This window comes from Geoalkalibacter ferrihydriticus DSM 17813 (assembly GCF_000820505.1).
Classification (GTDB): domain Bacteria; phylum Desulfobacterota; class Desulfuromonadia; order Desulfuromonadales; family Geoalkalibacteraceae; genus Geoalkalibacter; species Geoalkalibacter ferrihydriticus.
Genome location: NZ_JWJD01000001.1, coordinates 1,222,655 through 1,249,115 on the forward strand (window position 1 = coordinate 1,222,655; position 26,461 = coordinate 1,249,115).

General features: G+C 56.5%; 18 protein-coding genes. 2 read left to right on the forward strand and 16 right to left on the reverse strand.

The features are described 5' to 3' along the window. Positions 1 to 345: 345 nt before the first annotated feature. From GFER_RS05540 to GFER_RS05595, 11 genes are all read right to left on the reverse strand, one after another. The gene (locus tag GFER_RS05540) at positions 346 to 1,020 is read right to left on the reverse strand and encodes a metallophosphoesterase family protein (protein ID WP_040096789.1); all 675 of its coding nucleotides are present in this window, start codon (positions 1,018 to 1,020) and stop codon (positions 346 to 348) included. 56 nt (positions 1,021 to 1,076) lie between these two features. Beyond that, positions 1,077 to 1,661: a hypothetical protein gene (locus GFER_RS05545; RefSeq protein ID WP_040096791.1), complete on the reverse strand. Its 585-nt coding sequence runs from the start codon at positions 1,659 to 1,661 to the stop codon at positions 1,077 to 1,079. Positions 1,662 to 1,793: 132 nt separating this feature from the next. Further along, positions 1,794 to 2,780, reverse strand: a complete 987-nt coding sequence (locus tag GFER_RS05550; RefSeq protein ID WP_040096794.1) for a transporter — start codon at positions 2,778 to 2,780, stop codon at positions 1,794 to 1,796. 199 nt (positions 2,781 to 2,979) lie between these two features. After that, a complete protein-coding gene (locus GFER_RS05555) occupies positions 2,980 to 3,534 on the reverse strand; it encodes a hypothetical protein (protein WP_040096797.1) in 555 nt (184 codons plus the stop codon). A 31-nt stretch (positions 3,535 to 3,565) separates the two neighbouring features. After that, positions 3,566 to 4,273 (reverse strand): C39 family peptidase, encoded by a 708-nt coding sequence (locus GFER_RS05560; RefSeq protein WP_040096799.1) that lies wholly within the window; start codon positions 4,271 to 4,273, stop codon positions 3,566 to 3,568. Between the two features lie 84 nt (positions 4,274 to 4,357). Then, positions 4,358 to 6,001, reverse strand: coding sequence for a hypothetical protein (locus GFER_RS17535; RefSeq protein ID WP_052445990.1), 1,644 nt, complete (start codon positions 5,999 to 6,001; stop codon positions 4,358 to 4,360). Positions 6,002 to 6,725: 724 nt separating this feature from the next. Then, positions 6,726 to 8,189, reverse strand: coding sequence for a sigma-54 interaction domain-containing protein (locus GFER_RS05575; protein WP_040096803.1), 1,464 nt, complete (start codon positions 8,187 to 8,189; stop codon positions 6,726 to 6,728). Between the two features lie 222 nt (positions 8,190 to 8,411). Continuing rightward, entirely contained in the window at positions 8,412 to 9,815 is a 1,404-nt protein-coding gene (locus GFER_RS05580) for a cytochrome b6 (protein WP_040096806.1), read from the reverse strand. A gap of 173 nt (positions 9,816 to 9,988) precedes the next feature. Then, on the reverse strand, positions 9,989 to 10,564 hold the full coding sequence (gene rbr, locus GFER_RS05585; protein WP_040096808.1) for a rubrerythrin: 576 nt from the start codon (positions 10,562 to 10,564) through the stop codon (positions 9,989 to 9,991). A 220-nt stretch (positions 10,565 to 10,784) separates the two neighbouring features. Beyond that, positions 10,785 to 11,303, reverse strand: a complete 519-nt coding sequence (locus GFER_RS05590; protein ID WP_040096811.1) for a type 1 glutamine amidotransferase domain-containing protein — start codon at positions 11,301 to 11,303, stop codon at positions 10,785 to 10,787. Positions 11,304 to 11,574: 271 nt separating this feature from the next. Next, on the reverse strand, positions 11,575 to 13,041 hold the full coding sequence (locus GFER_RS05595; RefSeq protein ID WP_040096813.1) for a cryptochrome/DNA photolyase family protein: 1,467 nt from the start codon (positions 13,039 to 13,041) through the stop codon (positions 11,575 to 11,577). A 96-nt stretch (positions 13,042 to 13,137) separates the two neighbouring features. Here GFER_RS05595 and GFER_RS05600 point away from each other — a divergent pair, with 96 nt between their 5' ends. Next, positions 13,138 to 13,839 (forward strand): PilZ domain-containing protein, encoded by a 702-nt coding sequence (locus tag GFER_RS05600; protein ID WP_161807385.1) that lies wholly within the window; start codon positions 13,138 to 13,140, stop codon positions 13,837 to 13,839. A 32-nt stretch (positions 13,840 to 13,871) separates the two neighbouring features. Here GFER_RS05600 and corA read toward each other — a convergent pair whose 3' ends face one another. Beyond that, positions 13,872 to 14,936 (reverse strand): magnesium/cobalt transporter CorA, encoded by a 1,065-nt coding sequence (gene corA / locus GFER_RS05605; protein ID WP_040096819.1) that lies wholly within the window; start codon positions 14,934 to 14,936, stop codon positions 13,872 to 13,874. Between the two features lie 105 nt (positions 14,937 to 15,041). On the opposite strand from corA, the gene GFER_RS05610 reads away from it, so the two are divergent. Continuing rightward, entirely contained in the window at positions 15,042 to 15,992 is a 951-nt protein-coding gene (locus GFER_RS05610) for a YbgA family protein (protein WP_040096821.1), read from the forward strand. 20 nt (positions 15,993 to 16,012) lie between these two features. On the opposite strand, the gene treY is transcribed toward GFER_RS05610, so the two are convergent. The 4 genes from treY to treS are packed head-to-tail and all read right to left on the reverse strand — an operon-like array spanning position 16,013 to position 26,431. Continuing rightward, complete coding sequence (treY, locus tag GFER_RS05615; RefSeq protein WP_040096824.1) at positions 16,013 to 18,802, reverse strand: malto-oligosyltrehalose synthase; 2,790 nt, start codon at positions 18,800 to 18,802, stop codon at positions 16,013 to 16,015. Further along, the gene (locus GFER_RS05620; RefSeq protein WP_040096826.1) at positions 18,802 to 21,228 is read right to left on the reverse strand and encodes a DUF3536 domain-containing protein; all 2,427 of its coding nucleotides are present in this window, start codon (positions 21,226 to 21,228) and stop codon (positions 18,802 to 18,804) included. Before GFER_RS05620 ends, treY begins: the two co-directional genes overlap by 1 nt. A 24-nt stretch (positions 21,229 to 21,252) precedes the next feature. Then, the gene (gene treZ / locus GFER_RS05625) at positions 21,253 to 23,079 is read right to left on the reverse strand and encodes a malto-oligosyltrehalose trehalohydrolase (protein ID WP_040096828.1); all 1,827 of its coding nucleotides are present in this window, start codon (positions 23,077 to 23,079) and stop codon (positions 21,253 to 21,255) included. A 16-nt stretch (positions 23,080 to 23,095) separates the two neighbouring features. Beyond that, positions 23,096 to 26,431 (reverse strand): maltose alpha-D-glucosyltransferase, encoded by a 3,336-nt coding sequence (treS, locus tag GFER_RS05630; RefSeq protein ID WP_040096830.1) that lies wholly within the window; start codon positions 26,429 to 26,431, stop codon positions 23,096 to 23,098. Between the last annotated feature and the right edge of the window lie 30 nt (positions 26,432 to 26,461).

The window sequence follows — 26,461 nt, forward strand, 5'->3', positions numbered from 1 at the left end:
GCAAGAGCGCAAGTCATTGACCTGCCTAAGCATTCAAAAAATCGCCGATGAACCTATGGGTGCACCTCAGATTTTTTGAAACACTTATTCAGGCCAAGCACTTACACTCTTTTGCCGCCCAGATCTCACGGATCCAGGTTAACTGTTCAGCATGCACCGCAGGGTACGGCGGCATCGCGCGCGGCAAAAACTCACCTGCGGTTCAAGCATTTGCCGCAGCCTTCAACCGCCGCACCCTGTGGGACTGTCGGACGTTGCAGGTGAATTTATACTTAAGTGCTGCACACGGATAAGATCTGGCGAAAGCGAAGCAATGCGTGTCCAGAGGGGTGGGTTTTTGAAATTTCAAAAAAACAGAAACCGTTTGCGCTTGGGCTCCCTTGCCGACACCGACCAGCAGCGGGCGGTGTTCACTTCGCAACAGGTCAGGCTGCGGCCGTAGACCGCGCCTGTGTCGAGGCCCATTCGCTCCGAACCAATAAGCGGGCCATCCGTTTGCGGGGTGTGGCCGAAAACCACGGTCTTGCCCCAGGAATAACTGCTGTTGAGAAAGGCGTTGCGAATCCACAGCAGGTCTTCTTCGCTTTGTTGCTCAGGTGAAAGGCCGGGCAGGAGCCCTGCGTGGACGAAGATGAAATCCGGGGTTTCGTAGTAGAGGCGCAAGTCTTCGAGAAACCGCCGATGCGCGTCGGGGATTTCTTGACTGCCCCGCTTCTCATAGCTGTCAAGGGTCTCCTGGCCGCCGTTGGCGAGAAAGCTCAGGCGATCGCGCCCGACCAGGAAGTCGAGAAACATGGCCTCGTGATTACCCTTGAGAAACACCGTTGCGGGAAAGCGGCGCCCGAAATCACATAGATAGTCCAGCACCCCGGCCGAGTCGGGGCCCCGATCGACATAATCCCCAAGAAATACAAGCTGGTCCTGGGCGCGGGGCGCCACCTGGGCCATCAACCTTTCAAGTGGCTCCAGGCAGCCGTGAATATCTCCCACAGCCAGCAGGCGTCCGGGTTTGCTGTTCATCCTTTGCTAGTTCCCTTGATTATAGTAAAAGGCGAATGCGGGCATGTTTCCGCCCCTCAGGTCGGGCGCCCTTTGCGCACCTGCGCGGGTACAACTCTAACGCAGGCGTGAGGTCCGGCCAGCTCTCGGTATAGGCGCAGCAGGAAGCGTACCGTCACGACCTTGTGGATGGCTGCCTGGGTAAAGCGGTAAAGCATGCGGTGCATCGTGGAAGGTTTCGCGCTGCCGAGAAGTAGCGGACAATAGTCGGAAAGTTGCAGCTCGACCCGCAGGCCGTCGTCAAGTTCCTCGGTGGACAGTTCAAGACGTCCGCGGTCACAGCGGTCCGGCTGAACCAGAATGCCGCCGCGGATGGCCAAAACTGCCGAGTGTCGGCGATCATCCTGGTGAAACTCGGGGCCGCTGAATTCGATAAGATTCAGCCGGGTGCCGACCAAACGCAAACCCAACCCCCCGGGCTCAGAGCGCGGACGAACCAGGGTCAGAGTGAAGCGCCGCAGATGGTTCAGATACCGTTCCAGCAAAAATTCAGGTGTTACTCCGTCGGCCAGATCGAAGGGTAGAACCAGCCATTGAACGGAAAACACGGAGGAGTCCTCAAGGAGAATTTGTTGACAGGCGACGTCGCGGATGGAGGCCATGGGCAGGATCCCTCTCGCTTTGGGTTCGAAACTGCTAATATATAGCATAGAGCCGTCTATGCAGGGAATGAAATCGGAGGCGGCAATCAAGAACCGATTGCCGCCGTGAGGATAGGGCTGCGCTGAGTCAGGTTAGAAGCTGAATCGAATGGGGAAGTTGATGCTCACCTGGAGGTCGGGGGAATCTTCGGTCAGGCCCACGCCCAGGGTGACGTTCATGGCCGTGCGCTGGGAAAAGGCGTAGGTGGCGCCCAGCAGCAGAGTCGCAACCACTGGGTCGGTTTCAGCGATTTTGTTGCCGTTGACTTGTGCGCGCGAATAGATTTTCTGCTCGAAGGCTGTGCTCAGGGCGAGTTTGTCGTTGAGGGCGTAGCCAATGCCGAAGCTTAGGTTGACGCTGTCGCTCGGGTCGACTTTGCCGATGCCGTCGATGGTTCGCTCCATGTGATAGAAATAGCCGAGGTTGGCGAACAGCACCGCGGGATCCACGACTTTAAGGATCGTGACATAAGGTTCGAGGGCCCAGTGGCCGGTGCCGGTGGGCAGTTCAGCCGGGACATGCGTGCCGGGGGTGGCCAGTTGGGTGGCCAGTCCGTAAGGGTCGCGTCCGGTGCGGGATTTGGCTTTGAGCCCGGCGATGACTTGCGGTCGCGAGGGGGTTTCCTTGAGCAGGTGGAAAAGAATGCCGCCTTCGATATCGCCCAAGCCTTGATCGTCGACGTAAGTGGTGCGACTGGGAAGATCGGTGTCGCCAGGGCGGTTGGTGAATTTGTCGGAACGATAGAGGTAGGGCACCCTCAGGTTGACCTGAAAAAACTCGCTTACCCCGAAGCGCAGGGAGAGCGAGGGGGTAAGAATGTCGCGCCGCACCTTCTCGACCTGAATCAGTCCGATGACCAGGCCCGGCAAGGTAAGCCCGGTCAAGTCGATACGGTTGGAAGAGTTGTGCATATACTGAAGTCCGGGTTCGATAATCAGGCTCCGCTTGCCGGCCCAGGAACCACCTGCGTCGGCAATGAGACTGGTTTCGGGACCGCTTGATTCCGTTTGCGCCAAGGCGGGAAGCAGAGCCAAATGCAAAAGTATTGCAATGCTGAATATCCCGATCAGGAAACGCATATACCCTCCCTGTAACTACCGGCGAAAAATGAATTGCAGGTCCAATCCCGGGCGATCGCTGCCACCGGCCAAGTATAATCGATGATTTAGGTCTTTGCTGGGCTTGCGCGAAATTTTTTCCTTGCATGTTTACGGCAAGAAAAAGGCCACGGCTCAACCTCCGTGACCTGTGCTTCCTCAGGTCAAAAGACGTTCATTTCTAGTACATAAAAAAGTCGCGCAACTCCGGTGTGCTAAAGCTGTCCTTGTTGAAAAAACCCAGACGTAGATTAATGACATTGACGATGGAGCCGACGTTATGGTTGCCCGTAATGATGTTGGCGTTGGACAGGCCATGAAAGTCCGTGAAGGAATTATTGAGCAGCACGGCGTTGATTTGCTGGGGTACACCTGTGGTTGCCCCCTGCGGGTTTGTTGCGTCGCCTCCTTGCCCTGCCTGCAGAATATCAACGTTGAGTTGGATGCTGCCGTCTTTGCCGATCACCACGTTCTGGTGCAGGGCATTGACGAACCCTGTGGTCTCGGTTCCTCCAGGTTGCTGGTGAGAGACCAGATTGACTCGCATGAAATCCATAGAGAAGTACAGAAAATCACCACTGGGCAGGGTAAACCCTCCCTGAGCATCCGCCATCTCCATCTCGCTCAGTGGCTCGCCACTGATGTTCAAAACATCAACAGCGCCAACCGGCGCAGCCAGAGTCAGCAGAAAGACGGCAACAAGTGCGAAGAGTTTAATGCTTGGCCGGCTGTTCATGGCGGCAATCCCCTTTCGGTGGTCAGAGCTGTCAGAACTCATGTGCTGAGTAAGCAAATTGCATGTCGAGCAGGTCTCTTGGCAGCAGATCTGTCGGGCCGCGCGACCAGAAAGGTTTGATCCTAAGGTCGTGGTCGGTGATTTTTTGCCCGTCGCTTCGCATGAAGGCAAGCAGAATGCCATTCCACATGCTGCTGAATTCGTCCAGATTCCTGTTCCAGTGCCCGCGGGCTGGATCGGCCAGGTATATTTGACCGTTCTTGACGCCGCGGATGACGACAAAATGATTATAGCCCTGCAGGTCGACCAGGACGATGGCGGGCCGGTCAAGGGTTTCAAGTTGCCGTGGCTCCATGCGATAACCCTGGCCGGTGAGTCCCTGGGCTTCGGCATAGTTTTTAAGGTCGAGCAATGAGATGCCGCGTTCCTGGATCCGCTTAATGGTCGCTTTGTCGGCGTTGAGGAACAAGGCTTCAAGTATTTCGACTTCGCTGGTCTCCATTCCGAAATAATAGGTCAGGATGGTTGCCAGCGAGGCCGCGCCGCAGCTGAAGTCTTTGGTCTGGCGCACGATGTTGTTGAACTTCATATCGCGCAGGGGAGTTACTTGGCGGGTGATGGTAGCGTTGCCGATGCGGATTTCAACAGGAGCAGACCAGGCAACGTTAAAGGGCAAGGAACTCCATAGAAGAATAAAGAAAATAGCGCTGCCCAGAGTGACTTTTGTCAATTTCTTCATGCCATTTTTTCCCCTGGAAATGATCAATGTCGGGCAAAGGGGATGGCTCCCCTTTGCCCGAAGCAATTCAGCTAAGCAGTGTGGTTATTGGCCGGCGAGGCTGCCGGTGCCGCTGATGGTGAATCCGAAGGTGGTCTGGCTGGCGGCGTTGTTGAAGTTGCCGCTGCTCATGTTCATGCTGTTGATACCGGCAAAACCATTAGCGGTATCTTGAAGGTGAATGCTGTTGACGATGCTGAGGGGACCTTCTCCGCCCTCACTACCGCCCGCCATGAAGCTCATGTTGGAATCGGTCATTGCCGCAACCTGACTCAGGGTTGCCTCGACGACAGAGTTATTGTCACTGGAGGAATTATTAGAGTCCGCAGTGTTGACACTATTGTCGTTGTTGGAATCTGCGGTGTTGACGCTGTTGTCACTATTATCGTTGTTCGAGTCATTGACGCTGTTGTCGTTGTTGGAATCTGCCGTGTTGACGCTGTTGTCATTGTTTGAATCGTTGGCACTGTTGTTGCTAGCGTCGTTATTTGAGTCTGCTGTGTTTACACTGTTATTGCTGTTGTCGTTGTTGGAATCTGCTGTATTCACGCTGTTATTGCTGTTGTCAGAATTGTTGCTGGCGTCATTGTTGGAATCCGCCGTATTTACGCTGTTATTGCTGTTGTCAGAGTTATTGCTGGCGTCATTGTTGGAATCTGCTGTATTTACGCTGTTGTTGCTGTTGTCAGAGTTGTTGCTGTTGTCATTGTTTGAGTCGGCAGTGTTGACGCTGTTGTTGTTTTGTGAGTCTGCCGTATTTACGCTGTTGTCGCTGTTATTGCTGTTGTCTGTATTGAACCCTTCTTGGGCGATGCTGCTGTCAGTATTGAATCCTTCTTGAGTGGTTGAATTGTCGGAGTTGTTAGTGTTATCCGTGTTGAACCCTTCCTGGGTGATGCTGCTGTCGGTGTTGAAGCCTTCTTGGTTAGTTGAATTGTCGGAATTGTTAGTGTTATCCGTGTTAAATCCTTCCTGGGCGATGCTGCTGTCGGTATTGAAGCCTTCCTGGTTATTTGAATTGTCGGAATTGTTGGTGTTGTCCGTGTTGAAACCTTCCTGAGCTATACTGCTGTCGGTATTGAAACCTTCTTGAGAAGTGCTGCTGTCGGTGTTGAAGCCTTCTTGGTTAGTTGAATTGTCGGAATTGTTAGTGTTATCCGTGTTAAATCCTTCCTGGGCGATACTGCTGTCGGTATTGAAGCCTTCCTGGTTATTTGAATTGTCGGAATTGTTGGTGTTGTCCGTGTTGAAGCCTTCCTGAGCTATACTGCTGTCGGTATTGAAGCCTTCTTGATAAGTGCTGCTGTCTGTATTGAAGCCTTCCTGGTTATTCGAATTGTCGGAATTGTTGGTGTTGTCCGTGTTGAAGCCTTCCTGAGCTATACTGCTGTCGGTATTGAAACCTTCTTGAGAAGTGCTGCTGTCGGTATTGAAGCCTTCTTGGTTGGTTGAATTGTCTGAGTTGTTGGTATTGTCAGTGTTGAAACCTTCTTGAGCAACGCTGTTGTCTGAATTATTGCTTAAGTCGTTGCCGTTGAGCGAATCGCTCACGCTAACCGCGACGGAAGATTCCTGTGCTACTTGAGATTCACTGTTGTCCGTTGCGGTGTTTTCCGCCAGTACTGGACAGCTGAATGCAAAAATAAAAGCAAAAATGGTCGACATTGCCAGAAGTTTATTTTTGAACATGATTTTTCCCCCTTGAGGTTCTTGATCCATTTTTAAACGCTGTCAATACTCTTGAGATGTTTCGGCCGATTTTTCCGCATCAATCATTTCCAGACTCGTACATCACCTCCCCGTTCGCAGAGTTCCTGTTAGTGCCGAGCCTTTGTTAAAGTGGATGGCGCCGGCGGTCTTAGCCCCCAATTCATTCCAAAGAATGATCTTGGTGTATTGCGGGCAAAAAGCGCGAAGCATTCGAGGCTCGTACATCTCGCCTCGGCTGATGTCAGGCCCGTTCGCGGTCGGGTTCCTGTGCTTTTTGTTGTTCCTCTCGCCCATGCCGACAGCCCCTCGCTGTGATTCTCCATCTAGTGCGGCAGGGCTTGGGCGATATCACCGTCAGCGGTCAGGGCATCCGGGGTGCCTCTTCCTGCCAAAAAAAATGAAGAAACCCGCTCAAGAGCAACAACGAATGAAATTGTTGCCCCGTATCCCTTGTGATGTCGGCGATGCGCATTTTCATTAATAGCAATGCGTGTGCCAAAAGAAAAAAGTGATAAAAAACAGTATGTTGGGGCGGGCGTTCTGGCTGGGCGTAAGGTGTTGTATACACTTTTCTTATGCGGGAGCCTTACACGTTTGGTTTAAACTTAATGATAACGGGGTCTTGGAGTGTAAAGGTTGGATGTTCAGACCTGACAGGCCAATCGAGGGTGAGATAGGTGAGGACGGGAATTACAGGGGGAGTTTAGTGCTCAATTTTGAATTTTTTCATCATGCTGTAAAGGCTAGGGCGACTGATGCCGAGGGCGCGGGCGGTGCGGGCAATGACGTAATTGTTTTCCTGAAGGGCGGCAAGAACAATTTCTTTTTTCGACATGCTCACCTGGCGGCGCAAGTTTGTTGGAGCAACCTCCGACGCAAGGGGCTCGAGTTCAAGATCAGCGGGCTGGATGAATTCCTCGGTGGCCATCACCATGGCGCGACGGATTTTGTTGATCAGCTCGCGCACATTCCCCGGCCAATCATGGCGGCGAATGGCAGTAAGCGCCTCCTCGGAAAATCCCTGCAGATGAAAATCTCCGGCCTCTGAAATCTTGTGGAAGATGAAGCGTGCCAGAACCACTTTGTCCTCGCCGCGCTCCCGCAGGGGCGGAAGCTTGATGCAGAAGGTGTTGAGGCGGAAAAAGAGGTCGTCGCGAAAACTGCCTGTCTCCATTCGCTCGTGGATGTTGCAATTAGTAGCGGCAAGGATGCGTACATCCACTTTGCGCCCTTTCTTCGCGCCGATGCGCTCGACAATGCGATCTTCGAGAAACCGCAGCAGCTTGGCCTGCAGATGAAGGGAGAGGTCGCCGATTTCATCGAGAAAAATGGTGCCCCCGTCGGCGAGTTCAAACTTGCCTTTTTTGGTTTCGGTAGCACCGGTGAAGGAGCCACGTTGATAACCGAAAAGTTCGGCTTCCAGCAAGCCCTCGGGGATGGCCGCGCAGTTGAAGGGCACGAAGGGTTTGTCCTTGCGGGCGCTGCGTTCGTGGATGGCCCGAGCGGTCAGCTCCTTGCCCGTTCCGCTTTCGCCGAGGATGAGTACGCTCAGGTCGGTGGCGGCTACCTTGTGGATCATGGAAAAGACCTTGAGCATGGCCGGGCAGGTGCCGACAAATTCCTGGTCCGGTGATTTGTCGCGGACCCTGAGCAATTCCCCGTCGATGTATTTGATGATCTTGCGACAGTGCTCAGGTTGCAGTTTGGGGAGGCGGTTTTGAACACGCGCGGCAAGCGTCTCACGCAAATGTGCATCGAGATACGCGGCATCACTGAATTCGAGATACTGACCGCAGTGCCAGCAATGGCTGGTGTCGCCTGCGCGCGCCTCGCCGCAATAGGGGCAGTGCGGATCGTTCTTCAGTTTCGCGCAGATGTAATGCCAAAGCGACCAGGACGTGTCGCGATCTGGATAGTAAAATTGCACGGCAGCGCTCTGGGAGCCGTTAAGGCGCACGATATCGCCTCGCAATTCGATTTCGCGGGAAGGTGACAACTCGGTGATGAGGGTGAGTGTTTCTGCAGGACGGCCGCGCATTGGGTCAAGCAGGGCGCCGTTAAGGCTCAGTTCTCGGATGGTGACGGATTCCTCCCGCTGCCCCTGCCTCGTTGCGTAAATCGCCTTGGCGCGCAGACTTGTTTTTATTCTTACGTCGAGCCTTGGCATTCCAGCGCCCTCAGAATAAAACCTTATTTACAAGCGTATAAGTTTATAAATATCTCAGGGTTTTTGTATGTCAAATGGAAAAGAAAGAAAAGTGATGTGTTGAATTTTTTTAGCTAAATTGACGACGTGTAAAGAATTAGAAAGAATTTGTAGATTTGTTTAAATGAGAATGCGTTTTGTTGGTGAAGATAGGGGCGCTCCTGTTGGGGCGCCCCTGGATGGTTACAGTGCCAGCATGAAGGCAACCAGATCTTTCTTCTCCTGCTCGTTGAGTTGCACACCGGTGACCAAGCTAAAAAATTCGACGGTGTCGGCCAGGGTCAGCAGACGGCCGTCATGCAGGTAGGGCGGAGAATCTTTGATGCCGCGCAGGGGGAAGGTCTTGATCGGGCCATCGGCGCTGGCCCAGCGGCCGTTGATATCCTGTGGCTCAAAGAAACGCTCGGTGCGCAGGTTATGCATGGAGTTGTCGGTATAATAGGGTGCCGGGTGGCATTCCGAGCAGCGGCTTTTGCCGAAGAACAGCTCCTGTCCGCGCATTTCGTCCTCGGTCGCCAGGTTGGGATCAAGCTTGCCGAACACATCGAGTTTGGGCGCCGGCGGGAAGTCGAGCAGCGCCTGGACTTCAGCCATGAAGTGCACCTGGCTGCCGCGCTCGAGAATGTTGACGCCTTTCTTGGAGGCAGTCAGATGGTCGCCATCGAAATAGGCGGCGCGCTGCTCAAATTCGGTGAAGTCTTCAACGCTTTTGAGTGCCCGTTGCGACCCGAACAGGCGCTGAATGTTGACGCCGCGCAGGGTCGGCGTGTCGATGCGGTGGCGCGATTCCTGGGGGCGGATGTCGCCCACCAGGTGGGTGGCGGCGTTGGTGTGGCCGTTGACGTGGCAGTCAAAACAGGTCACGCCGAGATGCGGCTCGGCCGAACGGCGGTCATCCGTGGCGTTGAACTGCTGCTGGGGGAAGGGGGTGACCAGCAAGCGCAAACCCTCAAGTTGCTTGGGGTTGAGGATTCCGTTGAACAGCTCGAAGAAGTTTTTGATGGTAACGACCTTGCCTTGGGACACATCGCCCAGATCGGGGCGGGTCGTGAGGAAAATAGCGGGCGGAAATTCGGGCAATATGTGGTCGGGAAGGTCGTAGTCGAGGTCAAAGCGGGTCAGGTCGCGTCCTTCCTGTTTTTTGATTTCATCGATATGAAATTTGGGAAACAGCATGCCGCCTTCAGGGTGATTGGGGAAGGGCAGGGGTAGAAATCCTTTGGGAAACAAACCCTTCTCCCGAATTTCCGCCGGGCTCATGGCGGCCAGCTGCTCCCAGGTCACATCGGTCGGCAGCTTGACGCGTACGCCTTTTTGGACGGCCTTGCCGCGCGTCATGGTTACGCCCTCCTTGGGGCGATCGCTCAAGTCATAGCGCTGGTTGAGCAGTTCCATGTGGCGTTCGATGATTGCCGATTTCTCCGCCTCCATGCGCTCCTTGACGGCAGAGAAATCTTCCGTGCCCGCCACCGGTGCATAGCTGGTTTTGCCGACCGGGCCTTTGCCTGTTGCAGTGACGGCAAATCCCAGGCCGATCGTTGCGGTCAAAAGCAGTGACAGGATCGTAAATCTCTTTCCTCCTCCCATGGCAGGTGCTCCTTTTCTCAGGTCAGGGTTTAGAAACAGGCGAGATGAGAGAATTCGCCCAGCGAAACGATAGAGAAGGGTGAACGGCGCGGCCGTGGGTCGCCGCACCGTTCATCAAAAGCAGGAGTTCCGTTTCCATTAAAAAGCAGAATCGGAACCTGTCAAGGGGGAGGTCAGTAGTTTTCGCCCAATAATTCGAAATGTGCCTGAGGGTGGGCGCAGGCAGGGCAGACCTCGATGGCGCCCTTGCCTTCGTGAATATAGCCGCAGTTGCGGCAGCGCCACACCTGCGACTGCTCGCGATGAAAGACCCGGCTGTTTTCAATATTGTTCAGCAGGTCGAGGTAGCGTTTTTCGTGCTGCTTTTCCGCAACGGCGATGGCCTCGAAAACCTTGGCGAGGTCTTCAAACCCTTCTTCGCGGGCGGTGTGAGCGAAGGACGGATACATGTCGGAGTGCTCGTAGTTTTCGCCCTGGGCTGCGCGCTTGAGGTTCTCGGCGGTCGTACCGATGGTGCCCGCCGGGAAGGCCGCGGTGATTTCGACTTCGCCGCCTTCGAGCATCTTGTAGAGACGCTTGGCATGCTCTTTTTCCTGGTCGGCGGTTTCCTCAAAAATCGAGGAGATCTGCACGAAGCCTTCCTTTTTCGCCTGAGCGGCGTAGTAGGTGTAGCGGTTGCGTGCCTGGCTTTCGCCGGCAAATGCGGTCAGAATGTTTTTTTCTGTTTTGGTCCCTTGAAGTCTTGCCACCTGTTTATCCTCCTTTGGAAAAATGGGATGAATGCGGGAGGAGCAGAGCCTGCTCTGCTCCTCCCGAGCGTTTGGAAACTTGTAACTATCCAGCGGCAACGTCCGACAGTACCGCAGGGTGCGGCCGCACCCTGTGACCCTTCCGGACGTCGCAGACGAATAGTTGCCAACAAAGAGCGGATCAATTGGGACTCATTCTCGATTTTTTTCGATCCGCCGATCAGCCTTTAAGTGCGGCGATGATTTCTCGGCAGAAGACCGGAAGGTCGCCGGGGGTACGCGAGGTGATGATGTTTTTGTCCCGCACCACCTCGGCATCGACATATTTCCCGCCGGCATTCTGCAGGTCGTCGCGGATGGCGAAAAAGCAGGTCACCTTGCGGTCGCGCACGGCTTCCCCAGAAGCCAGCATCCAGCCGCCATGGCAGATGGCGGCAAGAATTTTACCCTGCTGATTGGCCTGTCGTACCAATTGCACCATGGGCTGCGAGCGCCGCATGTGATCCGGTGCATAGCCTCCGGGAATGATGATGGCATCGAAGTCGGAAGCTTTGGCGTTGTCCGCAGCCAGATCGGCCTGCACCGGGTAGCCGTGCTTGGATGCATAGGTGCCTACCTTGGGAGCAACAACTTTCACATCGGCACCGGCCTCCTTGAAGCGCAGCAGCGGATACCAGAGTTCCAGATCTTCGTAGAGTTTCTCTGCCAGGATTGCGATTTTCTTGCCTTTGAGTTCCATGAAAAACCTCCCTGAGAAATCAATGCATTCCGGTTGATTTTAACACAGTCTCAGGGATTCGCAGCCTTTGCCTGCTCCTTTTCGCTTTGGTCTGGTTGGTCCGAAAACCTTCTCGAGCGCAAGGCAGGTCAAGGCCATGCCGGCGTTTGGAAAGACGGGTAGTATAATGGAAATAGAAAATTTAGCCGCTCTGCCGCAGTTCGACATTGTGGAATTCTTCAAACCCCTCTCCCCGGCAAGAAGACCCAAGGCTTTTTGTCGGCCCAGATCATTACCCGGCAAAGCGGTGCAGGTAAGTGCCTACCTTGAATTTGCGCGCCGTGTTCTCCGAACTCATAAAACGAATTTTGCCGAAAATGGGGCGCTGCGGCCAGGGGCGGTCATAGCGGCCCAGGCACCAGAAAATGCCACTGGTGCTGTTGGGGTCGCGCCCGTCGAGGGCGTACTTGTTGTTGAGTTCGATCATTACCGCAAGCGCCTCGCGCGGCGTGCGGCTCCATTCAAGAATCTTCTTGCCCCAGAGCATGCGCAGATAGTTGTGGATGGTACCTTCGCGCAGCAACTGGCGCTGCGCGGCGTTCCACAGCGCATCGTGAGTGCGCGCCTGTTCGAATTCCTCCTGGTTGTAGAGGTAGGGCCGCGGATCTTCTTCATGCTGCTCGAGGGTTGCGCGCGCCCAGTCGGGAAGGGATTCATAGCGGTCATAGTCCCGACGGTGAAAGCAGAAGTTGAACCCCAGTTCACGCCAGGTCACCAGTTGATCAAGCCAGGCTTCAGCGTTTTGCGACATGCCCCACCAGCCCGCGCGCTGTCCATTGCTCTGCGGGCCGAGGCGGCCGAAATCCCAATCTTCGCGGGCCGCCAGACGCGTGAAAATCTCGTGTGTGGACATATGCCCGAAGTGCAGGTAAGCGGAGAGTTCGCTGGTTACGGAGCGTTCGGGTTGATTGCGTTGCTCGGCATAGACGGGCAAGCGTTCGTCGAGAAAAAAATCAAGTTTTTGGCGCGCTGCCGCGCTGCCGCCTTGGGCGTCGACGATTTTGACCCCGTGGTCAAGGGGCAACTTTTTAACGGCGGCATGGCCTGATTGAGCCAGGCGTGCGGAGGCATCCGGCCACCTGGTGAGGATGGATTGCGGCAGGGTTTTGAGGGTGGGCAATCCGGAATCTTCCAGAGGGTTTTCCCGGGGCATGTCGCTCAGGTGCCCAGGCAGATTTTTCTGCAGAAAGCGGCGAAAGGCATAGGCGCTGGGATAAGCCTGAGGCCCGGCGGCCAGGGGCAGCAGGCCGTTGCTGTCCACCGCATCGAGACGCACCCCCAGGCGCCGGCCTGCCGCGTTGATCATGCGCGGCAGGAAAAACGCCGGATAATCGTCCGTCACTATCAGACAGGCGCCCTCGGCGAGCGTTTCCAGCAAACCCTTTCCAGCTCCCCGGACCTCTTCCACGTAAGGGTGATAAAGCACCGGCGCACCTTGCAGAGCCTTGGCATTGTCGACCATGCCGTCGAGAATAAAACGGTGCAACCGATCGCTCGCCCAGGAATAGTCGCAGCGCAGCGCTTCCAGGATGACCAGCGGCCTGTTCAACTCGCGAGCCTGCGCCACCGCATGCTGCAGGGCGAAATTCCATTGCACGCGCCGCGTTGCAATCATCCAATAAAGGACATAGTCACCCTGGGGGTTAAGCGTTGCGTTGTTGACGGGGCGAACACGATCGCCTGGTATCTTCTGCAGCATGGGGATCCTATAAAGTGCGGTTGAGGTTTTTTTATCCTTCGGTTAATATTTGAATTTTCCAAACCTTTGAGAGGTCACCCTATGGGGAATGCGAAGTTGCGCCTAGTCTTGGTGGCGCGCGACCCTGAGTTGCAAAATGTCTATTTGGAGAACATTTGTTCCCTGGATGTTTGTTGTGATACGGCAAGCAACCTTGAAGAGCTTGCCGAGGCACTGCTCCGCGCTCCTTGCAGTGGTCTGTTGTTGGATGTTCCCACCATGTTGCGCGGCAGCCAGAACGAGAAGGCCATGGTGCATGATCTTTTGGAGGCATTTCCCGTTCTAAGGCTGCGCTTCGACCCGGGGAGCGGTCGTATCGGTGCACTCATGTATGGCAGCGGAAGCCGAACCACGATTAGAGATTTTGTTGAGGATCATTGCCGCGCTTTTACTCCCCGCCGCTTGCGCCTATCGACGCGCACCGAGTTGCATTGCCCAGTTCTTCTGTCTCCGGATGAAGGTTTCAGCCCTGAGCGCACAGAGAAAAGCGTCACAGTCAATCTTTCCCGTGACGGAAGTTTTATCTATTCGGCGAGTTCCTGGTCACGGAAAGATATTGCCTGGATCCGTTTTCCTTTTCTAAAAGACTTTTCGCCCATCGCCGTTGAAATCCGTTGGAACCGGTCTTGGGGAGATACCTTTGGAATTCCGGGAGTCGGGGTTCGGTTTTTGGAAATATCCGCATCTCAACAAGAAGAAATTCAGCAGCTGTTGCCTGCGCTCGACGGCGAATCCCTATATCGCGAACCACAGCCATAAAACAGCCGGCCGCCGTGCAAAAAGGCAAGGGTTCATAGCCAGTTTTTGCGGCGGAAAAACACCAGCAGGCCGCCGGCCACCCCAAGCATCAGCAACAGAACCGCCGGATAGGCCCAGGGCCAGGCCAGTTCGGGCATGTGTTCGAAATTCATGCCGTAGACCCCGGCAATGAAGGTCAGGGGGATGAATATGGTGGCCATGATGGTCAGCACCTTCATGATTTCGTTCATGCGGTTGCTGATGCTGGAGAGATAAATGTCGAGCATGCCGGCCAGCAGGTCACGTAGAGTTTCCACCGTGTCGATGACGTGGATGGTGTGGTCGTAGACATCACGCAGGAAAAGCCGTGTTTCTGCGGAGATCTGTGGGTTTTCTTCGCGGGTTAGGCTGCTGAGCACCTCGCGCAGCGGCCAGACCGCTTTGCGCAGCAGCAGCATTTCGCGCTTGAAGTGATGGATCTTGGCGAGGGTCGCCGGCGTCGGGTCGGCTATCAGTTCCTCTTCGAGAATTTCAACCTGATCGCCGAATTTTTCCAGCAGGATGAAGTAGTGGTCGACGATGGCGTCGAGTAGCGCGTATGCGAGGTAATCGGTGCCCATGAAACGAATGCGGCGGCCGCTGCGCAGGCGCTCGCGTACGCCTTCAAAGACATCGCCGCTGAACTCCTGGAAAGACAAAACGAAATGACGCCCAAGAATCAGGCTGACCTGCTCAGTGCGGGTTTCGTGACGCACCTCATCATAAAGCAGCATTTTTATGACGATATAGAGATAATCCTCGTAGGATTCGACTTTGGGTCGCTGGTCGGTATTGAGTATGTCTTCCATGACCAGGGGATGCAGGCCAAAGCTTTTGCCGAGATTTTCGATCACTTCGGTCTGGTGCACGCCATCGATGTTTATCCACGATACACTATGGCTGTCCCTGTAGCTGCCGCACATGTCGGGGGCATGGATGCGGGTGTCTGTCAGATGCTCCTGGTCATAATCGATAACCCTGATGTTGGCCCCCATGCTTGACTTTTCACCTATATGGACCAGTGTTCCGGGAGCAGCGCCAACTTTCTTGCCACGTTTTTTGATGATTTTTCGCGCCATGAAAACTCCCGAAGCGATCTTTGATGTTATTGGGCCGGTTTTTGTTAGACTTGACAACTATTACTCAACCTTTTTCAAGTCCCCCGGCCAGAAAGGGCGAAATCCATGACCGACAAAATCCGTATAGGTATCAGCAGCTGTCTGCTGGGTGAAAACGTGCGCTATGACGGAGGGCATCAACTCGATCGCCTGATACGCGACTTTCTCGGACCCTACCTCGAATTTGTGCCCGTCTGCCCCGAAGTCGAAGTGGGCCTGCCCATTCCCCGCGAAACTCTGCGCCTGGTCGGGGATCCCGAACACCCGCGCCTGGTTTTTTCGCGAAGCGGCGAGGATATCACCGAGCGCATGGAAAGCTGGGCACAAAAGCGTTGCGAGGCTCTGGCGAAGGATAACCTGTGTGGCTTCATTTTCAAGGGCCGTTCGCCCTCAAGCGGCATGGAGCGGGTCAAGCTCTACGACAAAAACGGCGTGCCCGCCAAACAGGGGGTGGGGGTGTTCGCCCGCATCTTCATGGAGCGTTTTCCCTTGGTGCCGGTGGAAGAGGATGGCCGCCTGCACGACGACAAGCTACGAGAAAATTTCATCGAGTGTCTTTTCACTTTCAAGCGCTGGCGTGACCTGGTCGCGCAGGGCAAGAGCCGCGGCCGACTGGTCGATTTTCACACGCGCCACAAACTGCTGCTGATGGCTCACAGTCCAGAACTCTATCGCGAGATGGGCAAGCTGGTGGCCGACGCCAAGAGCCTTGCCGTTGACGAACTCTATGATTGCTATCTGGCCCTGCTGATGAAGGCCATGCGTCTCAAAACCACGGCGCGCAAGAACATCAATGTGATGCAGCACCTGCTCGGCTATTTCAAGCGCGATCTGAGTGCCGACGAAAAACAGGAGCTGCTGGAGTCTTTTGAGCACTACCGCGCAGGGCATGTGCCGCTCATCGTGCCCATCACGCTGATCAACCACTATGTGCGCAAATACGACCAGCCTTATTTGAAGACCCAGTACTATCTCAAGCCACACCCGCAGGAGCTGCAGTTGCGCAACCACGTGTAGGGGCGCAGCATGCTGCGCCCCTACGGTCCGTCGTTGAACAGCAGCGCCAGGGGCAGATCCTGCAGCAGCCGGCCGGCGTTCAGGCTGCCGGCGCCTTCTAGTTCGCGTCCCGACAGGGAATCCCGCCAAGGGCCCTGCATCCCCTCGGGCAGAAGGATCTCCGTATCGCCCCAGACATCCTCACCCAGCGGCCAGGTTCCGGTTTCCACCAGCTCCGTCAGCAGGCGCGGCACCACCACCAGGGCCGTCTGATCTCCCAGGCGGCGTGCATAGGCCAGCAGGCTCTGTGCGCCGATGCCCTTGATCTCCAGCGGCAGGTAATCGCCATCGCGAAACAACTCCATGCGCTCCTTGCGTCCCTGAAGGCTGCGCCAGGTCAGATACAATTTAATGCGGCCGTCGCGCCAATCTTCCCGCAGGCCGCGCAGCAGCCCGGGCAGATCCTTGGAAGCCGTTTTGCTCAGAGCGCTGAGTGCCTGGTGGCGGGCCTGGTAGTCCACTGGCCTGCGGTTGTCGGGATCAACCAGACTTAGATCCCAGAATTCGCACCCCTGGTAGATATCCGGTACGCCGGGACTGGTGTTCTTGAGCAGCACTTGCGCCAAGCCGTTGAGCATGCCGAAAAAAGCGATTTTTTCCTGGAAAGGGAGGAACTCGGCGAAAAAGGGGTGGTCCTTGGCGAAGAGAGCGTCGATGAACGCCAGATAGGCATCTTCGTAACCGCTGTCGGGTTTGAGCCAGCCGGTATGCACCTTGGCTTCACGCACCGCTTTGATGGCGTAGTCGCGAATTCGCGATGGGTAATTTTCCAGCGCGCTCTTCTCCAGGGGGTAGGAGCCAAGCAAGGTCTGGTAGAGAAAGTATTCGTCGTTTTTATCCGGCACCATGCGCCGGCGCACCCGTTTTTTCAGGGGCGCATTGAGACGGTTCCACTGGCGCAGATAGCGTTCCCATTCCTGGGGCAGCTCCGAAATAACGGCAATGCGCACCCGCGTGTCTTCGCCGCGTTTGGTGTCATGGGTGGCGGTGGCGTTCATGGTGTGCGGCCAGTGTCGGGCGCGCGACTGGTTGAACGAGTGAAAGTCGGCCGGAGCCAGCCCGAAGTCCTCCGGTGCGCCACCCACCTCGTTGAGGCAGATCAGGCGGTTGTAGACATACAGCAGGGTATCCTCGATGCCCTTGGCCATGAGTGGCCCGGTGTACTGCTGAAAGCGCATGACGAACTGCTGCCAACTCTGGCGCTCCTCGGCGGGCAACTCGCTGCTCATTTCCAGCGGCAGCACCCGTTCAAGAAATCCAAGCTCATTGGCCAGGCCGGGGTTGTTGCGCAGGGCCTGGCGCAGGGCTCTGCGCAGGTAAGGACGTCCCTCGTCGGCTTTGCGCTGCGGGGTAAGGTAGGTGCGATAGACCGGCATCTCGACCATGACCTCGATCAGGGCTTGATGCAGGGCATAACGGGTCAGGTCGCTGCCGTAGCGATAGCGGCCGGCAAATCCCTTGAGCAGGGTGGCCAGGTTGTCGATATCGCCGAGCATGTGACGTTGGATGATCAGTCTTTTTTTGGCGGCGCCCAACTCGGCGCAACGTCCTCCGGGGTTGGCAAAGCGATGGTAGATGCTCGTCACGCGGCGCTCGTTACGGGTTTGACAGAAGAGCCCGGCGGCGGCATTGAGATAGTCATAACCGGTGGTGCCGGATGTCTGCCAGTTGCGCGGCAGTTTTTCACCGGATTCGAGGATTTTTTCCACGACCACATAGGCGCCCGGTGCCGTGGCGGCCAGGCGCTCAAGATACTGGGGCGGGTCGTAGAGACCGTCGATATGGTCGATACGCAGCCCGCTCAGGTGCCCCTGGCGCACGAGCTTGGCCACCAGTCCGTGGCAGTGCTCAAACACCTCTTTTTCTTCAATGCATAGAGAGATCAGGTCGTTGATGCTGAAGAAGCGGCGGTAATTGAGTTCTTCCGAAGCCACCTTCCAGTAGGAGAGACGGAAATACTGCTGTGCGAGGAGGGCATCGAGGCGCGCGAAACTTTCCGGCCGACCGGCCGTGCCGTTGAATTCGACGACTGTCTGGTCGAGTTGATCGCGGATGATTTCGTTGTTCTGATAAAGAATCCCCAGCGCCTGCTTGATGAATTTGATCTGCTCGTAGCGATCGCGGGTCGGACCCGTGGCCAGGGTTTTGAGCAGGTAGAGAACACCCATGAACTGAATGTGGTCGGGATGATCGGAGCCTAGCCGCCGCCTCAGCGGCGGATGACAATGGGTGAGCACTTCCAGGTAGCTTTCGATGCGCAGCGGATAGCGCTGATCGAAATAGCCGGCGAAAAAGCCTTCTCCGTCATAGCCGAGACGAATTTCGCCGCGTTCGAGAGCTTCGCTGTAAAAACTGCCGAGAAAAGGCGCAAGGACGCGGCCGCGCAGGTTTCCCAGGGGATGCTCCCAGTCAATATCGAAGGTACGGAAAAAGCGCGAGTGCGGGCCGTTTTCGAGAACATCGACGAGCATGGGGTTCTGCGCGTCGAAAGCCATGTGGTTGGGCACGATGTCCTGCAGCCAGCCCATTTCATGACGGCGAACCTCTTCGGCAAGCAGGTTGAAACCGTCGGTGCCGCCCAGTTCGGGATTGAGAGCGTTCATGTCGGCGACATCATAGCCGTGAGTGCTGCCGGTGCGAGCGCGAAAAATCGGCGAGGCATAGAGCGTGTCGATACCCAGCTCGTTGAGGTAGGCAACGATGGCGCGCGCTTCATTGAAGGTGAACTCCGGCGTGAACTGGATTCGGTAGGTCGCACAGGGGATACGCATCAGATCATCCCTACTTTAAGCGCTTGACCGAGTTTGCGGAACTGTTCAAACCACTCGGTAAGACCCGATTCGCCCGCCAGAAGTGATTTCTGTATGCTGGGGCATAATTGATTGCAAATTGCGTAATAGCCGTTTTGAGCGCGCCATAAATCAAGCGAGATTGGAAGTTGATTGAGGAGTTCAAGCGTTTCGTTGATGGTGATAAGAAAAGCAAGGTTGCGCGGTGCGTGCGCCAGTTTGTCCATTTGTCGGCTGATTTGGCGCCCTGCGGCGAAGCCGAGGGTTTCATCGTCGAGGGCAAGGGTGAGCCTCTCGGCCTCGTTCACTATGGCTTTGAGGGCGCACGGATCGACGTCAGGGGAGCTGAAAAGCCTGTGCAGGCGAGCACTGACCACGCATTCTGCCGGTGCAACAAGCGCCTGTGGCGCGGGTGCGCCGATATCACGCAGAAAACGCAGAAGCGCAAACTGATTGTCATAGATCGCTTGGTACGTCTGGTTTATTTCCTCCAGAGGCTTCTGAAGTATGAGGTTGAGAACCTTGCGTTGCTCATCTTTGAACAAGTGCAAGAGGCTGTAGGTACTTGGTGCGAAATGCCGGTCCATCAGGCGAATGACTTCCGCGAGGTTGCTCCTTTCGAAGGCCGTTTGCAACTCGCGCTGCATGGCGGTGAAAGCATCCTTGCTCTTAAATTCGTGCACGCCGGCGTTAAGATTGTGGTCGCCGAAATGCAGCACCGCGAAAGAGAAATCGGCCTGGTTCCAGGTGATATGGGACCGCACCCGGGTGTGTCCGGTGGCCAGCAGGATGCGCCCTGCGCGTAACTGGTTGTAGGTCAGGTTGTGCGCCTCATAGCTGTAGATCTGGTGAGTTCGGTGGTTGCCTTCGAACTCCGAGGCGATGGCATGGTGCGCCGCGACCCGCCGCAAATCGAGGCGTGTGGGCAGCACCAGAAGGCGGTAAATCTGGGCGCCGTGCCGATACTTTTCGATATTGCTCGGCACCCTCTCCAGCCATTCGAGAAATTCTGCTTCGAGTTTTGCGTCACAGGATTCCTCGGCCAGCTGAATCGCACGACTGGCATAGGCAAGAATCTGTACGGTTTCTATGCCGGAAACCTCGTCAAAGAACCAGCCGCAACTGGTGTACATGAGCATGGCGTGACGCTGCATTTCGAGAAGGCGCAGAAGTCTGGTTTCTTCTTCTGCCGTCAGCGGTCGCGCGCAGGTCTTTTGCAGAAAGTTTTTGACGTGTTCTTCATTGCGATCGAGCAGAACTTCGATGTAGGTGTCGCGCACGGTCCAGGGATCGCTGTTGAAGGAGCGCATTTCGCGCTCAAAGAGCAGGGCGAGGCGATCGCGTAGCCAGTCGAGGGCCGCGCGCAAAGGGCGGCGCCACTTCTGTTGCCAATTGCGCTCGGGATTTATGCGGCAGCCGCAGTCGGCTCGCCAGCGTTCGACCCCGTGGGCACAACTCCAGGATGAATTTTCAAAAATCTGCACCTCCTGAGAAGGGGGGTGCAGAGACAGGAACTCCGCATAGATGGTAATCCGCGCCAGCTGATGTTTTTCGATGTCGCGCAGGCAGTAGGCCAAAGCCATTTCCCCGTAGCGGTGGTGATGGCCGTAAGTTTCGCCGTCGGTGGCGATGTGGCTCAGTTCGGCGTGTTTGCGTTCGGAAAAAGTTCCCACCATGCGATGCGAAAATTTTTCGCCGTTTTCAAGCAGATCGCTGAAAGCGATCTCCTGCGACACCGCTCCGTTGTAGAAAAACAAGGCGATACTGCGCCCTGAAGGCAGGTTGCAGCGATAGGCGCAGCGGGTATCGATGGCAACATCGCCGAGCCGCTGCCATTCCTTGTCGCCCAGGCGTCGCACAGCCTTGGCCTGGTGGGGCGCTAGGATGGTGAAGGCAATGCCCTCTTCGGCGAGAATCTCCAAAGTTTCCACATCAACGGCGGTTTCCGGCAGCCACATTCCTTCAGGTTTGCGGCCGAAACGTGCTTCGAAATCATGCGCGCCCCAGCGCGTCTGGGTGCGCTTGTCGCGCAGGTTGGCCAAAGGCATGATCATGTGGTTGTAGGCCTGAGCGAGTGCTGCTCCGTGGCCGCCGAAGCGGGCGCGGCTGCTCAGGTCCGAATCGATGATGGCCTGATAGGTTTCGGGGCGATGTTTTTCGAGCCAGGACAGCAGGGTCGGACCAAAGTTGAAGCTGGTCTTCTCGTAGTTGTTGGCGATGTCGATGATGAGATTCTGTTGATCGAGGATACGCGCAGCAGCGTTGGTCTGGTAGCATTCGGTGGTGATGCGGTCGTTCCAGTCGTGAAACGGGTAGGCCGAATCCTGAAGCTCCACGTCCTCCAGCCAAGGGTTTTCCCGCGGGGGTTGATAAAAATGTCCATGAATACAGACAAAGCGCTGGGTCATAAAAGGTGTGACTCCTGAAAAATTTCAATCCGTCATCTGATAAACGGCTAGACTCTGGGGGGCCAGGTTGAGTTTGCAGCGCCCTTCAATGTTGTCCGGCAGGCGCGTTCCCGGACCCTGCCACTGGCGGTCGGCTGAGTCAAGAAGTTTGCGATAGGCGCTGCCCCGTCCAGGGAAAGAGCAGCTGATCTCCTTGTTATTGAAATTCGCCAGCAGCCAAAGTTCGTCCTTCCCGCTCCAGCGCCGTAACCACAGCAGCTTTTCGTCCTCAAGTCCCCAGCCTTCCAGGTGCTCTTTGTCGCGTCGAGTCAGCACCGGATTTTCACGGCGCAATCGTAGCAGTTCGCGATAGAAGGCCGCCATGGCACGGTAGCCAGGTTTGTCGCGCTTGCTCCAGTCCAGGCGGGCAGCGGCGAAGGTTTCGGGGCTTTGCGGATCGGGCGGTTCGCCTTGGCTGTGAAAATCTTCGAACTCCTCCTTGCGCCCCCGGCGCACGCCGGCAATCAGATCCTCGTCTTCAAAGCTCACGAAATAGGGGAAGGGGTTGTCTTCGCCATATTCCTCACCCATGAACAGCAGGGGGATGAAGGGAGAGAGAATGACTGCCGCCGCTGCCAATTTGGCAGCTTCAAAGCCGGCCTGCGCGATGAGACGTTCACCCCGCATGCGGTTGCCGACCTGATCGTGATTCTGGCTGCACACGACGAATTGCTGGGCCGGCCGGTCAGCGGCGGAGGCGCCGTGGCGGCACTTGCGAAAAGCTGAATATCGCCAGGAATAGACAAAGCCCTCGCGATAGGACTTGACCAGATCGCCGGTGCTGCCGAAATCACCGTAGTAACCGAGGTCCTCGCCGGTGATCAGAGCGTGCAGCGCGTGGTGGAAATCATCGCTCCATTGGGCGTCGAGACCGTAGCCCCCCAGCTCGGCGGGGCGGATTATGCGCGGGTCATTGAGGTCGCTTTCGGCGATGAGCAGGCAGCTGCGCTGATTGCCGAGTGAGAACTCACGGGTCTGCTCGGCCATCTCCTGTAAAAAGGTTTTGGCGGAAAAGTCGTAAATGGCATGCACCGCGTCCAGGCGCAAGGCGTCGATGTGGTAATTCTTGAACCAGTGCAGGGCGTTTTGCAGAAAATAACGACGCACTTCATCGCTGTGAGGTCCGTCGAAATTGATCGCTTCCCCCCAGGGGGTGCGGTAGTGATCGGTAAAGTAGGGACCGAAGTCCCATAGGTAATTACCTTCGGGCCCCAGATGGTTGTAGACCACGTCAAGCACGACCGCCAGGCCCAGCTGGTGGCAGGCGTCGACCAGGCGCTTGAGCCCTTCGGGTCCGCCGTAGCTATGCTGCACGGCAAAAGGCTGAACTCCGTCGTAGCCCCAGTTGCGCTCCCCGGGAAACTGGGCGACGGGCATCAGTTCGATGGCGGTGATGCCCAGATCGCGTAATCCGGGCAGGCGTTCAATCACCGCATCGAAGGTGCCGGCCGGCGTGAAGGTGCCCACATGCAGTTCGTAGATGACCAGATCCGCCAGAGCACAGCCACGCCAACCGTGGTCGCTCCAGGCGAAGTGCCGATGGTCGATCACCTGGGAGGGCCCGTGAACCCCTTGAGGCTGGTAGTTTGAGACGGGGTCGGGGCGATCGCGTTCGCCATCAAGGTGATAGAAGTATCTTGACCCTGGCGGAACTTCCTCGCCGATAATCCGCCAGTAACCGTTTCCCTGAGGTTCCATGGGCAAGACGCGTTCGCGTGGTGACACCTGGTGCAGGCTGACCTCGCGGCAGGCCGGAGCCCAAACCAGAAATTCACATCTGCCACCTTCCATGTGGGTTGCGCCAAGTTGCATGAAGGGCAAGCTCCTTTTATGACACGACCTTTTCCGCCAGAATCATCTCAATGCCGCGCAGGGGCAGAGAGATCCAGTCGGGTCGATTATTGAGTTCGTAGCCGAGTTCGTAAACTGCTTTTTCCATTAAAAAGCAGTGCAGCAGTGTGATCAGGTGTCCGCGCTGCGCGGGGATCAGGCGCGTTTCTCCAAGCTGCTCGATATACTGATGCAGAAAGATGTTGCTGACATGGGTATTCCAGGCATCGAGCCAGGGGCGCAGAAAGGCTTCATCGCCCGGATGGTTGTCCGTGTGGCGGCGCAGGGCGCTCATGGCGGCATAATGGAAGGAGCGCAGCATGCCGGCGACATCGCGCAGGGGCGAGCGTTTCAGGCGCCGTTCGGAGAGGGTGCGCGCCGGTTCTCCCTCGAAATCGATAATGACGAAGTCCTTGCCGGTATAGAGCACCTGGCCGAGGTGATAATCACCGTGGATGCGAATTTTCATCGAGGTGATCTTGGGGCCCATGATGCGCGAGAGACGGATAAGCACTTCACGTTCGCGTTTGAGAATGGCTTCGGCATGGGGCCGCTCATCCTCGGGAAGATGTTGGAGATTCTGCTGCAGCGTCGTGAACGTGCGTCGCGTCAGGGCGCGCATGGACTGGTAGACCGAGCGCTGGTAGAGGGTGGAGAATTCCTCGGGTCGCCAGCTGCGCTCCTGCAGGTTGGCGGCCAGTGCCTGATGCATCTCGGCGGTGCGGCGACCGAGCAGCCCGGCCATGTCAAGGTAGAAGGTGCCGAAGGTTTCCGTCAGGTGCGTCGGCAGGGACTGCGGATCGCCCTCAAGCAGCCCCGGCAGGGCTTCCGGAAGTTCGGGCAGCTCCTGGCGGTGGCTGAGCAGGCGTTCGATGTAGCTGGAGAGAACATCCAGGGTGAAGCTCCAGGCATCACCCTGGTTGGGCACCAGGTTCGTCATCAGCCCCACGGCCATGGGTTCGCTGCCGGGGCGACGGTATTCGATAGCTCCGGCATAGGTGGGCGTGTGGGCGAATTTGACTTTTTCCGTCAGGTGGCGCGTTAGTTCCTGGTCGGGGTTGATGCCATCTTCAAGCATGCGATAGAGCTTGAAGAAAAAGCGGTCGCCAAACACCAAGGCGCTGTTGCTCTGCTCGGCCTTGAGAACCTGAGAACTGAGGCTTTCGCCACGCTTGACCAGCTTGCGAAAGCCGCCGCCCGGCTGGCCGGCGAGCTCGCCCTGAGAGCCTTTGAGGCGACGGCGGCCGGCGATAAGCCCATAGAAAATCTCATGCAACAGCGGATCGACCACCGCGTCGTAAAGCAGCCAATCCTCCTCGCCGATGCGCAGATTGGCGATGACCGAGCGCGGATGATTGTCCCTTATACTCTGGGCGGAAGCCAGGGGCAGGGCAGCCAGGGGCAGCAGGTAGGTTTCGGCGCTGCCCTCGGTGTAAAGCACGCGGAACAACAGTAGCTGAAAAGTGCGCGAACCGCTCTGCGCCGGAAGGATTTCGCCCAGCTCGATTTTGCGCAGGCCGCGTGCTTTGGAGCGAAACCACCGTACGCGCGCCAGATAGTCGGGAAGGACTTCCTCGCACAGCCGCTCCGCGGATTTTCCGCGAAGAATCTGTTCCCATGACTGGTTGGCCCGCAGGCGCAACTTTGGAGCCTGATCGGAGAGGCCGCGGCCGGCTCGTTCGGGGAGCAGGCGAAACCAGTAGTAATCATGAATGCCCAGTGTCAGAAAGTAGGGCGTTTCCCGGATATCCGGGAAACGGTTATGGCTGAAGACCTCCTCGGGTACCATTCCGGCGAATTTGCCGAGATCGAGGTGTACGGCCTGAGAAAAGCGCGAGAGATTAACCACCACCAGGATGATTTCGTCCTCGTGGCGACGAATGAAGGCCAGCACCTTGGGGTTGTCGGGCAGGAGCATTTCCAGGGTGCCGCGGCCAAATGCCTTGAACTGCTTGCGCATGGCGATGACGCGGCGCATCCACCAGAGCAGCGACGAGGGATTGCGCTCCTGGTTTTCAACGTTGACCGATTCATAATTGTATTCCGGATCGCTGATCACCGGAAGATAGAGTTTTTGCGGATTGGCGGCGCTGAAGCCGCCATTGCGGTCGGGGCTCCACTGCATGGGGGTACGCACCCCGTCGCGATCGCCCAGGTAATAGTTGTCGCCCATGCCGATTTCATCGCCGTAGTAAATGATAGGGGTGCCCGGCAGGGAAAAGAGCAGGATGTTCATCAGCTCGATTTTGCGCCGATTGTTGCGCAGCAGCGGGGCCAGCCGCCGGCGGATGCCGAGATTGATGCGCGCACGCGGGTCGGTCGCATAGGTGCGGTACATGTAGTCACGCTCTTCGTCGGTGACCATCTCCAAGGTCAACTCGTCGTGATTGCGCAGAAAGATCGCCCACTGGCAACCTTCGGGAACATCCGGTGTCTGATCGAGGATGTCCACCAGGGGGAAGCGGTCCTCCATCTGCAGCGCCATGTACATGCGTGGCATAATGGGGAAATGAAAGGCCATGTTGCATTCGTTGCCTTCACCAAAGTAGGCCACGGCATCTTCGGGCCACTGGTTGGCCTCGGCAAGCAGCATGCGGTTGCTGAATTTGTCGTCGATATGGGTCCGCAATTGCTGAAGGTACGCGTGGGTTTCCGGCAGATTTTCGCAATTGGTCGCTTCGCGTTCAAAAAGGTAGGGCACGGCATCAAGACGTAAGCCGTCGACCCCCATGGCGAACCAGAAATCGAGAACTTTGAACATCTCCTTGCGTACCTGGGGATTCTCGAAATTGAGATCGGGCTGATGGGCGTAGAAGCGGTGCCAGTAGTAGGCGCGCGCGATGGGGTCCCAACTCCAGTTGCTGGTTTCAAAATCCTGAAAGATGATGCGTGCATCCTGGTACTTTTCCGGCGAATCATTCCACACGTACCAGTCGCGGTACTTGGAGCCGGGCTTGGCACGCCGTGCCCGCTGGAACCAGGGATGCTGGTCGGAAGTATGGTTGAGCACCAGTTCGGTTATGACGCGCAGCCCCCGGGCATGGGCCTGCTTGAGAAACTCCTTGAAGTCCTTCAACGTGTTGTAGTCGGGGTTGACGCTTTTGTAGTCAGCGATGTCGTAGCCGTCGTCGCGCAGGGGCGAAGGATAGAAAGGCAGAACCCAGATAGCGGTGACGCCCAGACTCTGCAGGTAGTCGAGCTTGCTGATCAGGCCGCGGAAATCGCCGATGCCGTTGCCGTCGGCGTCGCAATAGGCTTTGATATGGACCTGGTAGATGATGGCGTCCTGGTACCAGAGAGGATTGTCATCGATATGGGGCTCTTTAGTGGGCATGATGGATTCCTGATTTGTGGTTTTTGATGC